We start from the raw sequence: 12480 nt of genomic DNA on the forward strand, positions 1-12480 counted from the left end.
GTGTCCTAACAGGGGGAGACTGAGTCGGCGGCTGCGGGGATCCGCCCCTCCTGCGGTTCCCCTGGCGCCTCCGTCATCCTATCCCCGGCGCCTGCGCCCCGGAACCCGGCCTCACCAGATGGTGACGCGCTGCTCGCTCGGCAGGTGCAGCCTGTCACCCTCGTTCACGTCGAACGCCTCGTAGAAGGCGTCGATGTTGCTGAGGATCTGGTTGCAGCGGAACTCGTTCGGCGAGTGCGGGTCGATCGTGAGCAGGCGGATCGTCTCGGCGTCGCGGCTCTTCTGCTGCCACACCTGTGCCCACGACAACAGCAGACGCTGGATGCCCGTGTAGCCGTCGATCACGGGCGCCTCCGCGCCGTCGAGCGAGAGCTCGTATGCCTTCAGGGCGATGCCGAGCCCGCCGAGGTCGCCGATGTTCTCGCCGATCGTGAGCGCGCCGTTGACCGTGTTCTCGTCGCTCAGGCCGAGCGGCACCAGCGAGTCGTACTGGGCGATGAGCACCTTGGTGCGCTCTTCGAACGCCTCACGGTCGGCATCCGTCCACCAGTCCTGCAGGCGACCGTCGCCGTCGTAGCGGCTGCCCTGGTCGTCGAAGCCGTGACCGATCTCATGCCCGATCACCGCGCCGATTCCGCCGTAGTTGGCGGCCGCATCACGGCCCGCGTCGAAGAACGGGTACTGCAGGATGGCCGCCGGGAACACGATCTCGTTCATGAGCGGGTTGTAGTACGCGTTGACCATCTGCGGAGGCATGTGCCATTCGTCGCGGTCGATGGGTCCGCCGACCTTCTTCACCTGGCGGTCATGCTCGAAGACGGTCGCGCGGCGGGCGTTGCCGACGAGGTCGCCGGGGTCGATGTCGACGCCGTCGTAGTCGCGCCAGATGTCGGGGTGGCCGATCTTCGGGTGGAAGGTGTCGAGCTTGGCGAGCGCCTTCTCGCGCGTGTCAGCGCTCATCCACTCGAGGTTCCGGATGCTCTGGCGGTACGCCTCGATGAGGTTGGCGACGAGCTCGTCCATGGCGGCCTTCGACTCGGCGGGGAAGTGCCGCTCGACGTAGATCCGGCCGACCGCGTCGCCCAGCGACCCCTCGACGAGCGAGACGCCGCGCTTCCAGCGCTCGCGGATCGACGGCGTGCCGGTCAGCTCGGTGCCGTAGAACGAGAAGTTCTCGTCGATGAAGTCGTCGGTGAGGTAGGCGGCCATGCCGTGCACGACCTTGGCGCGCAGCCAGGCCTTCCAGTCGTCGAGACGCTCTTCGACGAGCAGCGCGCCGAGGCCCTCGAAGAAGCTGGGCTGGTAGACGACGAGCTCGTCGAAGGCGGTCGGGTTGGCGGCGGCCACGGCATCCCGCCACGGGCTCAGGTCGACGCCGACGAGCTGCTGGAACTCGTCCCAGGTCTTGAGGTTGTAGGTCTTCACCGCGTCGCGAGAGGCGACGTTGTCCCAGTGGTGGCCGGCGATCTCGTGCTCGAGACCGAAGGCGCGGTCGGCTTCGGCGGCGGCGTCGTCGATCGCAGCGAGGGTGAGGATGCGCTCGAGGTGCGCACGGTACGCGGCGCGGGTTCCCTCGAAGTTCTCGAAACGGTAGTAGCTCTCGTCGGGCAGCGAGAGACCGGCCTGCACGGCGAACGGGACGTAGCGCTCGGGGTTGCCGGGGTCGGGCTCGATGAACACGCCGATCAGCGCGGCGATGCCGTCGCGGTCGAGCGTGCCGACGGTCTCGAGGAACGACGGGATGCCGTCGATCGCGTCGACCCTCGCGAGCTCGGCCCGCAGAGGGGCGAGGCCCACCTCGGCGATGCGCTCGGTGTCCATGAAGCTGCGGAACAGGTCGCCGACCTTGCGCTCGAGGGTGCCTTCGGCGGCCTCCTGCGACTCGACGATGATCGCGCGGACGTCTTTCTCGGCCTGCTCGGCGAGCATGTGGAACGAGCCCCAGCGCGCCTTGTCAGTGGGGATCTCGGCGGCCTCGAGCCACGCGCCGTTGACGTGGCGGTAGAGGTCGTCCTGCGGACGGATGTCGGAGCTGAACTCGGAGACGGCGAGGCCGGAGGGCAGAACGTCGGTCATGCCCTCAGCCTATGCGGCGCCGCCGACCTCGGGCCGGCGTCACGCCCGCGTCGCGCCGAGCTCCGCTTGCTTCGCGCCGAACTCCGCTCTCTTCCCACCGAGCTCGGCCACGATGGATCCCGGCCGAGCTCCCACCAGCGTCTCGCACGCCTGCGCCAGACGCTCGGCGAACGCTGCGGCGTCCGTGCGCCGGGTGAGGGCGTGCGCGGCGATGCCGTCGAGCATGGCGAGGATCTGCCATCCGACGGCGGGCGGATCCTCGGTGGCGAAGTACCCGGCATCCCCTCCCTCTCCGATCACTCCGGCGATGAACGACTGCCAGGCGGCCATCTGCTCTTCGATCGCCTCGGCGAGCGCGGCGCTGCCGCGACCCAGCGACCAGGCATCCACCCAGATCAGGGTGATGTGGCTGTGACCGCTGCCGAGCACCGTCTCGATCATCCGGGCGAGGCGAGCGGGGGCCGGCGAGACAGACGAGACCTCGGCCCGTACCTCGTCGAGCTCTGCTCCGACGAGCTCGCGGAAGGTGCGCGCGACGAGTTCGTCCATGCTCTCGACGTAGTGAGCGACCAGACCGGAGGCCACTCCGGCGCGGCCGGCGACCGCACGCAGTGTGAGCGCCGACAGCCCCTCTTCCCGCGCGACGGCCAGTGCGGCATCGTGGATCTCGGCTGATCTCTGCTGCGGGCTCTTGCGCGTGCGGGTGCGGGTGGCGGGTGTTGACATGGTCTGTCCAGTGTAGGAACATCGTTAATTGATCGCTAGATCAATAAACGATGTTCCCGACCCGGCGAAGGAGACGACATGGGCTGGCGGATGCCGCACGAAGGCGCACAGCACGATCGGACGTGGATGGCGTTCCCGCGTGCCGGGGTCACCCTCGGCGACGGCGCCGAATGGCAGGAGACCGCCTACCGCGCCTGGAGCGACACCGCACTCGCCATCGCCGAGTTCGAGCCGGTCACCATGGTCGTCGACCCGACCGAGATCGACCGTGCGACGCGCATGCTCGGCTCTGCCGTCGAGATCGTGGAGTCTCCGCTCGACGAGTTCTGGATGCGTGACTTCGGGCCCACTTTCGTGATCGATGACGCGCGCCCCGGGGTGCTCGGCGCCGTCGACTGGATCTTCAACGGCTGGGGCGCTCCCGCCTGGGCACAGTGGCAGGTGTCGGCCGGCATCGCGCGGATCATCGCCGAGCGGGTGGGCGCCGAGCTGATCAGCTCGGTGCTCGTGAACGAGGGCGGCGGCATCCACGTCGACGGCGAGGGCACGGTGCTGCTCACCGACACCGTGCAGCTCGACCCGAACCGCAACCCGTACGCCGACAAGGCGCGCGTCGAAGCCGAGATGCTGCGCACCCTCGGCGCCGACAAGGCGATCTGGCTTCCTCGCGGCCTCACCCGCGACTACGACGAGTTCGGCACCCGCGGTCACGTCGACATCGTGGCCGCGTTCGCCGGCCCCGGTCGCGTGCTGCTGCACAGGCAGGACGACCCCGCGCATCCCGATCACGACGTCACCCGCGATCTCCACGCGATGCTGCAGCAGCAGACGGATGCCGCGGGCCGACCGCTCGAGATCATCGACGTCCCCGCCCCGAGGGAGCTGCGCGACGACGAGGGCTTCGTCGACTGGAGCTACATCAACCACCTGGTCGTGAACGACGGCATCGTGGCCTGCGGCTTCGGAGAGGAGAAGGCGGATGCCCGCGCCCGCGAGATCCTCGAAGAGGCCTACGGCCGCCGCGCCGTGACCGTGGACGCCCGCCCGATCTTCGCGCGCGGCGGCGGCATCCACTGCATCACCCAGCAGCAGCCGTCTGTCGTCGGGGCACGCTGATGTTCGATGTCTACGAGAAGTCGATCGCAGAGCTTCGGTCTGCGCTCGAGTCGGGAGAGACGACCAGCGTCGAGCTCGTTCAGGCCTACCTCGCACGCATCGACGCGTACGACGCTCCCGGCACCGAGACGGCGCTGAACGCGGTCGTCGTGCGGAATCCGGATGCCATGGCCGAGGCCTCCGCATCCGACGCCCGCCGCGCCGCAGGTGAGACACGGGGGCCGCTCGACGGCATCCCGTACACCGCCAAGGACAGCTACCTGGTGACCGGCCTGACCGCCGCCGCCGGCTCCCCCGCGTTCGCGGATCTCGTCGCGCAGCGCGACGCGTTCACGATCGAGCGCCTGCGCGCGGGCGGGGCGATCTGCCTTGGTCTGACGAACATGCCGCCGATGGCGAACGGCGGCATGCAGCGCGGCGTATACGGCCGCGCCGAGAGCCCGTACAGCGCCGAATGGCTGACCAGCGCGTTCGGCTCCGGCTCGTCGAACGGCTCGGGCACCGCCACCGCGGCGAGCTTCGCCGCCTTCGGCCTCGGTGAGGAGACCTGGTCGAGCGGTCGGGCGCCTGCGTCCTGCAACGCGCTCATCGCCTACACGCCCAGCCGCGGAGTGATCTCGGTACGGGGCAACTGGCCGCTCGTGCCCACGATGGACGTCGTCGTGCCGCACACCCGCACGATGGCCGACCTGCTCGAGGTGCTCGACGTGATCGTCGCCGACGACGCCGATGCGCGCGGCGACTTCTGGCGCGCACAGCCCTGGGTGCGCATCCCCTCGGCATCCGAGGTGCGACCGCAGTCGTACGCCGCGCTCGCTGCGGCGAACCTGCACGGCACGCGCATCGGCATCCCGAAGATGTACATGAACACCGATCCGGATGCCGGCACCGGCACCACCATCGGCGGACCGACCGGACAGAGGATCGAGACCCGCGAATCGGTCATCGAGCTGTGGCAGCAGGCGCGCCACAACCTCGAGGCCGCAGGTGCCGAGGTCGTCGAGGTGGACTTCCCCGTGGTCACGAACTACGAGGGCGACCGCGCAGGCGCGCCGACCATCGCGACCAGGGGACTGGTCAGCGCGGAGTTCCTCAAGAGCGAGATCGTCGACCTCTCGGCATGGGCGTGGGACGACTTCCTCCGCGCGAACGGCGACCCCGAACTGAACACGCTCGTCGGGGTCGACGGAGCCGCCATCTTCCCCGCGCCCGCGGGGGCGCTGCCCGACCGCTACGACGGATTCGACGACGACATCGCCACCTACCCGGCGCAGGTCGAGCAGCATCCGTACGCCCGCTTCACCGAGATCCCGCACCTCGAGGAGGGCGTGCGCGGGCTCGAGGAGACCAGGCGGATCGACCTCGAGCAGTGGATGGACGGACTCGGTCTCGACGCCGTCGCGTTCCCCGCGATGGCCGACATCGGACGCGCCGACATGGACGTGAACCCCGAATCGGCAGAGGCCGGGTGGCGCAACGGCGTGTGGGTCGCCAACGGCAATCTCGTGCCGCGGCATCTGGGCATCCCGACGGTCACCGTTCCGATGGGCACGATGGCCGACATCGGGATGCCGGTCGGCCTGACCTTCGCAGGGCGCGCCTACGACGACACCGCACTGCTCGCCCTCGGGCTCGCGTTCGAGGCGACCGGCCGGCGCCGCACCGCTCCGGCGCGCACGCCGAGGCTTCCCGACGTGCGCTGACGCTCTCCGGCGCAGTGCGAGAGATGTGAAACGCCGGTATGCGGGCATCCGCACCGGCGTTTTCCATCTCTGATGCCGGCGGAGCGAGCGGGTGCGGTCGCGTTCGCCGCCACCAATCGTGCCGCCGGATTCCGCGGAATTCAGGGGCGACGTGCGGGGGTGGTACGGCTTAGTATGAGGCCAGGGAACCGGCTTCGGCCGGAAGGCGGCTGGGGAGCCGGATAGGAGCGCGCCGTGCGCGGACTTGGGCAGATTCTCGTTCTGACGGGCGCCGCGCGCGCAGACGAAGTGAGCGCGGCGATCAACACGGTGGGTGACGGTGCAGAGCTTCCCAGACACATGCTGCAGGCGAAGCAGGTGACCGAGGCGCAGATCGCGGAGGCTGTCTCGATCGCGACGGGTCACCGGTACGTCGAACTGGCCGACTACGCGTTCGATCCCGAGGTCATCGGGCTCGTGCCGGGAAACCTGTGCCGACGCTACCGGCTGATCCCCCTGCGGCTGGTGCGCGACCAGCTCACGGTCGGCATGCTCGACCCGACCGACATCATCGCGCTCGACGACATCGCGAGCATCACCGACCTGAGGGTCGTGCCCGTCGTCGTGGCCGAAGACGCGCTGATGCAGACGTTCGAGCGGTTCCTCCGCTCCGATGACGAGTTGACCGACCTGTCCGAGCAGATCGGCGGCGAGTCGTCCGGCGGCTCCGAACTGCTCTTCACCGAGCATCTGGACGACCAGGACGCCGATGCGCCGATCGTCCGATTCGTGAACCTGCTCATCACCCAGGCCATCAACGACCGCGCCAGCGACATCCACATCGAGCCAGGCGAGCACCGCCTCACCGTGCGTTTCCGCATCGACGGCGTGCTGCATGAGATGCAGCGGGCCGACCGCAGCATCCAGGACGGCGTGATCTCGCGACTGAAGATCATGTCGTCGATAGACATCGCCGAGAAGCGCGTTCCGCAGGACGGCCGCATCTCGGTGCTGCACGAGGGCCGCTCGGTCGACCTGCGCGTGGCGACCCTGCCGACGGTCTGGGGCGAGAAGATCGTCATGCGCATCCTCGACAACAGCAGCCAGCTGATGTCGATGACCGACCTGCTGTTCACCGACGGCAACCAGGAGCGCTTCACGCAGGCGATCACCCGCCCGCACGGCATGGTGCTGGTGACGGGGCCCACCGGATCCGGCAAGTCGACCACCCTCTACACGGCGCTGCGGGCCGTGGCCAACCCGCGCGTGAACGTCATCACCGTCGAGGACCCCGTCGAGTACCGGATGCACGACGTGAATCAGATCCAGGTGAACCCCAAGGCCGGTCTGACCTTCGCGACCGCTCTGCGCTCGATCCTTCGCGCCGATCCCGACGTGGTGCTCGTCGGCGAGATCCGCGACCGCGAGACCGCCGCGATCTCGGTCGAAGCGGCCCTGACCGGTCACCTGGTGCTCTCGACCCTGCACACCAACGACGCGCCGAGCGCTCTGACCCGGCTCGTCGAGATCGGCACCGAGCCGTTCCTCGTCGCGACCGCTCTCAGCGCGGTGGTCGCCCAGCGGCTCTCGCGTCGGCTCTGCCAGCGCTGCCGGGTGCCGCTCGAGACGGATCGCGAGATGCTCGTGAACGTCGGGATGCCGGAGCGCCTCATCGCCGATGCCACGCCGTACCGGGCGGTCGGCTGCACGTCGTGCTCGAACACCGGCTACCGCGGACGCGTCGCCCTGCACGAGGTGATGACGGTGACCGACGAGATCGAGCAGGCGCTGGTCGGCCGCGCGACGGGCACCGAGCTGCGTGAGATCGCCGTGGGCCAGGGCATGGTGCCGCTGCGCGAAGACGGCTGGACGAAGGTGGCCGACGGCATCACGACAATCGAGGAGATTCTGCGGGTCACCGTCTGACGCGAGACGGGCGCGACGGTGTGCTGCCGTGCTGACGGGTACTACTGCTTCGCCAGGTCTCCGTACAGGGTGAAGATCGGCAGGTAGAGCGAGATCACCATGCTTCCGATGACCACGCCCAGTCCCACGATGAGCACCGGCTCGATCAGCGACGACAGCTGCTCAGTGGCGGTCTCGACCTCGTCCTCGTAGAAGTCGGCGATGCTGCCGAGCATCTCGGCCAGCGTTCCCGACTCCTCTCCGACCGCGACCATCTGAGCGACCATCGGCGGGAAGACCTCAGCCTTCGCGAGCGGCGACGCGAACGAGCGTCCGCCCCGTATCGACTCCTGGATCTCGCGCACGGTCTGCTCGATCTTCCAATTGTTCGACGCCTGGCCGACGATGGCCAGGGCCTGGATGATCGGAACGCCGGCGTCGAGCATCATCGAGAGGTTGCGCGAGAAGCGCGCCACCGCCATCTTGGTCACGAGCGGGCCGAAGATCGGCATCCTGAGCTTGATCGGGTCGACGACCTTCCGATACGCGTCGGTATAGCGGTTGCGCGCCCACCACGCCCACGACACGATCACGATCACCGCGAGCAGCGGCAGGATCCAGAGCATGTTCTCCGAGATCGAGACGAGGATCTGCGTCGGCAGCGGCAGCTCGCTGCCGAGGCCCTCGAACATGTTCTTGAAGACCGGCACGATGAAGGTGACCATCGCGAGCACGCCGAGCATCGCGATGATCAGTACCACGATGGGATAGGTCGTGGCCGACCTGATCTTCGCCTGCAGGTCGGCCTGCTTCTGGTAGTTCTCGGCGACCGAGCTGAGCGCCTTGCCGAGGAAGCCGCCCGACTCGCCCACGCGAATGATCGACACCATCAGCGGCGGGAAGACCTGCGGATGCCTGGCGAGCGAGGCCGACAGCGACGATCCGCCCTCGACATCTCCCTGCACCGCGATCAGCACCGACTGCAGCTGCTTGTCCTCGGCCTGTTCGGCGAGCACGGTGAGGGTGCGCAGCAGCGGCAGACCGGCGTTGACGAGTGCGGACATCTGTCGCGAGAAGATCGCGAGCGTCTTCGCGGGCACTCCGCGCCTCAGTCTCGGCAGAGCGACGTCGCGGTGCAGCCCCGTCTTCGAGACCAGCGCAACGTGCAGCGGCGTGAGCCCCTGCGCCCGCAGCTTCGCCGCCACAGCGCTGTCGCTGCCGGCATCCATCGTCCCCTTGACCGTCTGCGAGGTGGCCGGGTCGAGTGCCTGATACGAGTACTCCTGAGCGAGAGCCATCATGACCCCCACTCGTCGAGCTGCGCACCGCCCGCGAACGTCGACCACGACTCGGCATCGAGATCGGACGGGCGCACGTGCACCCCGTCGAGCGACTTGGGGTCGCTCGCGAAGGTGCGGGCCACCGCGGGTGCTATCACCCCTTCGCCGACCAGGCGACGAAGGTCCTGATCGAGGGTGTGCATGCCCACCGACTGCCCGGCCTGCATGGTCGAGTACAGCTGCGACACCTGGCCCTCGCGGATGAGGTTGGCGACGGCGGGTGTGTTCACCAGAACCTCGGTCGCGATCGTGCGCCCTTCGGACTGCGCTCGGGGAAGGAGCGTCTGGCTGATGATGCCCTGCAGTGTGTCGCCCAGCTGCGTGCGGATCTGGTGCTGCTGGTCTGCGGCGAAGACATCGACGATCCGGTTGATCGACTTCGCGGCGCCCTGGGTGTGCAGGGTCGACAGCACGAGATGTCCGGTCTCAGCCGCAGACAGGGCTGTGGAGATCGACTCCGGGTCACGGAGCTCGCCGACGAGGATCACGTCAGGGTCCTGACGCAGCACGCGGCGCAGCGCCTCGGCGAAGGACGCCGTGTCGGCGCCGACCTCCCGCTGATGGATGAGCGCGCGCTTGGACTCGTGATGGAACTCGATCGGATCCTCGATCGTGACCACGTGCACGGGGCGCGTGTTGTTGATGATGTCGACCATCGCCGTGAGGGTGGTCGACTTGCCCGATCCCGTGGGTCCGGTGAGCAGCACCAGGCCACGGGGACGCAGCGCGAGGTCCTTGGCGATGGCCGGGGCGCCCAGCTCCTCCAGCGTGAAGACCCTGTCGGGGATGAAGCGCAGTGCCATCGCGATGTCGCCGAGCTGACGGAAGACGTTGACGCGGAAGCGGCCGATCCCCTCGGCTGCGTGAGCGAGGTCGACCTCATGACGGGTGGCGAACTCGGCACGCTGACCGTCGCTCATCAGGCCGAGCGCGGCCGACTCCGCCCAGTCCGTCGTGATCGGCTCGTCGTATCCGGGCACGGGGACGAGGTCTCCGTCGATGCGCATGAGCGGGATGGCTGCGGCGGTGAGGTGCACGTCCGACGCGCCCTGGCGCGCGGCGACGCCGAGAAGCTGGGTGAGCTGGTCGAGGATCATCGGGATGCTCCCTGCGTGCTGACGAAGACGAACGCGGACACCGTGACGGCGAGCTCGCCGGCGCTTCCCGACACGACCACCTTATCGACGGCGATCACGCGCCCTCTGCCGCGGAGCCCGTCGAGGAAGGCGATCACGTCGGCCATGTCGGTCGCGGTCGCGGTCACCTCGATGGGGATCTGCAGCTGACCGGTCAGCGAGCCGTTCATCGAGATCCCGCTCGCGGCCGACGGCGTCGGCGCTGCCTGCGTCGGCGCTGCTGCCGCGGGGGCGGATGCTCCCGACCCGGCGTTCGTCGCCTCGGTCTGCTCGTCGGCGCCTGCAGCGGCGTCCTGCGCGGCGTCCACCGGCGACGCCGGGCCCTCGGCCGGCGATGTCGGCGCAGTACCGGCGGCCGCGTTGGTCGCCGGCCCCGATACCGAGGGGGCCGCGCGGGGCGCGAAGACGGCGAGGTCGCCCCGGGTGATCGACTCGACGCTCAGGTCGTTGCTCTGCGCGGCATCGGCGATGATGCCGAAGGGCTGGTCGAGCAGGGGGTCGCTGGGGATCTGGGCGCGCAGATCCGAGACCGAGTCCTCGATCTCGGCCATCCGCTTCTCCTCCTGCTCGAGTTCGTCGACCTGGGCGCGGTAGCCCTGATTGACCGATGCCTCCTGCGCCGTCTGGGTCATCGCCGCGAATCCGGAGCTCACGAGAGGGGCGACTCCGAAGAGCACGGCCAGCACGAGGACGACGGCCGTGGCGAGCGCTCCGATGATCGTGATCAGCTGCTTGTTCACTTCGCGGCCTCCTCGTCGTCGAGTGCGTACTGGCCCGAGTACACGCTCTGATCGAAGGTGATGTCGACGACGTACTGATAGAACTCACCGCTCGACAGGGCGCGTGCGTCGCTGACTGCGACACCTTCGATGCTCCGCAGCGCCTCGGTGAACGGGATCATGTTCTCGGGCCCGCCGCTCTGGACCGTGACGGTGCCGGTGAGACCGACCGCCCTGCTCGCCGCATCGGCTCGCTCCTGGTCGTCGGCTGCTGCGGGCACGGGGGCGGGCGCAGCGCCAGGAGTCAGTTCGAAGCCGATGAGCGCATCGCCAGGGGGCACGGCGCTCTGAACCCTGTTAAGCACATCTGCCCAGGCGATGTCTGACCCCATCGACTCCGCTCTGAAGTCGATGAGATCGCGCTCGGTGCTCAGCGCCCGGCTGACCTCGGAGAGTGCGCTGATCTCGCCCAGCAGTCCGGTCGTCTTCGCCTGCTCGGCCGCCAGGCGCTGCTGCGCGAACACGTTCCAGACGAACGCGGCGCCGACCAGAAGCGCGGCCAGCGCGACCGCGGCGATCACCAGGCGCAGCCACGTGGCGCCGAGCCTGTCGCGCTCACGACGCTCGAGTTCCGATCTGGGAAGCAGGTTGACCCGGGGTGCGGTCGACGCGGGTGCGTTGGTGCGGGACATCAGCGTTCCCCTCCCAGTGCGAGACCGAGTGTGCTCACGAGATTGAGGGCGTGCTCGCCGGCCGGCGCCGCCCCGCGAACGCTCACCACGTCGCCGAGCGAGATCTGGCGCACCGGCACGTCGAGCACCTCGGCGAGCCCGCTGACCACGCCGTCGACCGCGGAGCCCGCTCCGCAGATCAGCACACCCTCGATGCGGGTCGCGCCAGGACGGTTGAGGTAGAACGAGATCGTTCCGCGGATGCGTCCGATGACATCAGCCACCGGCTTGGGTCCGATGTCGCCGCGCAGCGCGCCTCGGGGCACGATGCCCGCCGACCCGGCAGCGCTCTCCTGCAGCGCGCCCGCGGCGACGCGCGCGGGGTCGAGCAGCACGTTCGATGTCGCCTCGGCGGGGGTAAGCGTGCCGTCGTCGGTGATCGACGTGACGGCGCTGCGGCGGCGCACGGCAGCCGTCTCGAGATCGACCGGGGTGATTCGGACGAACTCCGGAGCCCCATCGCGTTGGATGAGCACCTGCGTCGTATGGTCTCCTACGTGCACGACGGCGTGCGTGCCGGCCGGCGCGATCAGCGATGCTGCACGGGAGAGCCCGAAGGTCGTGAGGTCGACGCCGGCCACGCGGACCTTCGCGCGATCGAAGGCCGCGATCATCCCCTCGACTGTCTCGGAGACCGCGGCGACGAGAAGCCCGTGAAGCTGGTCGCCCTCCTGCGAGGTCGGGTAGTAGTCGAGGACGGCCTGATTGACGGGAACAGGCAGCAGGTCCTGCACCTGATAGGGCAGCGCCTGACGCAGCAGCTCAGGGGCCATGACCTGTGTCGAGTACTCGCGCACGAGGACACGGCGGCTCGCGACGCCGAGCGTGACCGACTTGCCGTGGATCCGCGCTGTGGTCCACAGCTGACGGATCGCGAGGGCGACCGTGCCTTCGTCGATGACCTCGCTGTCGCGGGCGGCCTCGGGCGGCAGCGGCACCTCGCCGTAGGCGATGACCTGCGGCGTGCGGTCGAGAGTCACCTCGACCGCTCTGACGCTCTCTTCGGTGATCTCGACACCGACGTGGCTCTTTCCCATGCTCGCTCTCTC

The 12480-nt window shown here is 68.9% G+C and carries 10 protein-coding genes; 3 read left to right on the top strand and 7 right to left on the bottom strand.

Going from position 1 to position 12480, the window contains the following annotated elements; genetic code table 11:
• Positions 1-111 precede the first annotated feature (111 nt).
• Together FVO59_RS04355 and FVO59_RS04360 are read right to left on the bottom strand one after the other, a co-directional pair.
• On the bottom strand, positions 112-2076 hold the full coding sequence (locus FVO59_RS04355) for a M13 family metallopeptidase (RefSeq protein WP_182255020.1): 1965 nt from the start codon (positions 2074-2076) through the stop codon (positions 112-114).
• A 39-nt stretch (positions 2077-2115) separates the two neighbouring features.
• Positions 2116-2802 (bottom strand): TetR/AcrR family transcriptional regulator, encoded by a 687-nt coding sequence (locus FVO59_RS04360; RefSeq protein WP_182255022.1) that lies wholly within the window; start codon positions 2800-2802, stop codon positions 2116-2118.
• Between the two features lie 78 nt (positions 2803-2880).
• Between FVO59_RS04360 and FVO59_RS04365 the strand changes: the two genes are divergently transcribed.
• The 3 genes from FVO59_RS04365 to FVO59_RS04375 all read left to right on the top strand — a co-directional run bounded on the left by FVO59_RS04365 (position 2881) and on the right by FVO59_RS04375 (position 7526).
• Positions 2881-3918, top strand: coding sequence for an agmatine deiminase family protein (locus FVO59_RS04365; protein WP_182255024.1), 1038 nt, complete (start codon positions 2881-2883; stop codon positions 3916-3918).
• Positions 3918-5621, top strand: coding sequence for an amidase (locus FVO59_RS04370; protein WP_182255026.1), 1704 nt, complete (start codon positions 3918-3920; stop codon positions 5619-5621). The genes FVO59_RS04365 and FVO59_RS04370 overlap by 1 nt, the downstream gene beginning before the upstream one ends.
• 234 nt (positions 5622-5855) lie before the next feature.
• Complete coding sequence (locus FVO59_RS04375) at positions 5856-7526, top strand: GspE/PulE family protein (protein ID WP_182255028.1); 1671 nt, start codon at positions 5856-5858, stop codon at positions 7524-7526.
• Positions 7527-7567: 41 nt separating this feature from the next.
• Here FVO59_RS04375 and FVO59_RS04380 read toward each other — a convergent pair whose 3' ends face one another.
• From FVO59_RS04380 to pilM, 5 genes are read right to left on the bottom strand one after another with little or no spacing between them, the layout of a single operon-like run.
• Positions 7568-8806, bottom strand: coding sequence for a type II secretion system F family protein (locus FVO59_RS04380; protein ID WP_259363440.1), 1239 nt, complete (start codon positions 8804-8806; stop codon positions 7568-7570).
• Entirely contained in the window at positions 8803-9942 is a 1140-nt protein-coding gene (locus FVO59_RS04385; protein WP_182255030.1) for a type IV pilus twitching motility protein PilT, read from the bottom strand. The genes FVO59_RS04380 and FVO59_RS04385 overlap by 4 nt, the downstream gene beginning before the upstream one ends.
• Positions 9939-10721, bottom strand: a complete 783-nt coding sequence (locus FVO59_RS04390; protein WP_182255032.1) for a hypothetical protein — start codon at positions 10719-10721, stop codon at positions 9939-9941. The genes FVO59_RS04385 and FVO59_RS04390 overlap by 4 nt, the downstream gene beginning before the upstream one ends.
• Positions 10718-11392 (bottom strand): hypothetical protein, encoded by a 675-nt coding sequence (locus FVO59_RS04395; protein WP_182255034.1) that lies wholly within the window; start codon positions 11390-11392, stop codon positions 10718-10720. Before FVO59_RS04395 ends, FVO59_RS04390 begins: the two co-directional genes overlap by 4 nt.
• The gene (gene pilM, locus FVO59_RS04400) at positions 11392-12468 is read right to left on the bottom strand and encodes a type IV pilus biogenesis protein PilM (RefSeq protein WP_182255036.1); all 1077 of its coding nucleotides are present in this window, start codon (positions 12466-12468) and stop codon (positions 11392-11394) included. Before pilM ends, FVO59_RS04395 begins: the two co-directional genes overlap by 1 nt.
• Between the last annotated feature and the right edge of the window lie 12 nt (positions 12469-12480).

This window comes from Microbacterium esteraromaticum (assembly GCF_014084045.1).
GTDB lineage: Bacteria > Actinomycetota > Actinomycetes > Actinomycetales > Microbacteriaceae > Microbacterium > Microbacterium esteraromaticum_D.

Coding starts and splice junctions, on each gene's coding strand:
- FVO59_RS04360 (WP_182255022.1), bottom strand. CDS start 2,802: ATGTCAACACCCGCCACCCGCACCCGCACGCGCAAGAGCCCGCAGCAG.
- pilM (WP_182255036.1), bottom strand. CDS start 12,468: ATGGGAAAGAGCCACGTCGGTGTCGAGATCACCGAAGAGAGCGTCAGA.
- FVO59_RS04355 (WP_182255020.1), bottom strand. CDS start 2,076: ATGACCGACGTTCTGCCCTCCGGCCTCGCCGTCTCCGAGTTCAGCTCC.
- FVO59_RS04380 (WP_259363440.1), bottom strand. CDS start 8,806: ATGATGGCTCTCGCTCAGGAGTACTCGTATCAGGCACTCGACCCGGCC.
- FVO59_RS04370 (WP_182255026.1), top strand. CDS start 3,918: ATGTTCGATGTCTACGAGAAGTCGATCGCAGAGCTTCGGTCTGCGCTC.
- FVO59_RS04395 (WP_182255034.1), bottom strand. CDS start 11,392: ATGTCCCGCACCAACGCACCCGCGTCGACCGCACCCCGGGTCAACCTG.
- FVO59_RS04365 (WP_182255024.1), top strand. CDS start 2,881: ATGGGCTGGCGGATGCCGCACGAAGGCGCACAGCACGATCGGACGTGG.
- FVO59_RS04385 (WP_182255030.1), bottom strand. CDS start 9,942: ATGATCCTCGACCAGCTCACCCAGCTTCTCGGCGTCGCCGCGCGCCAG.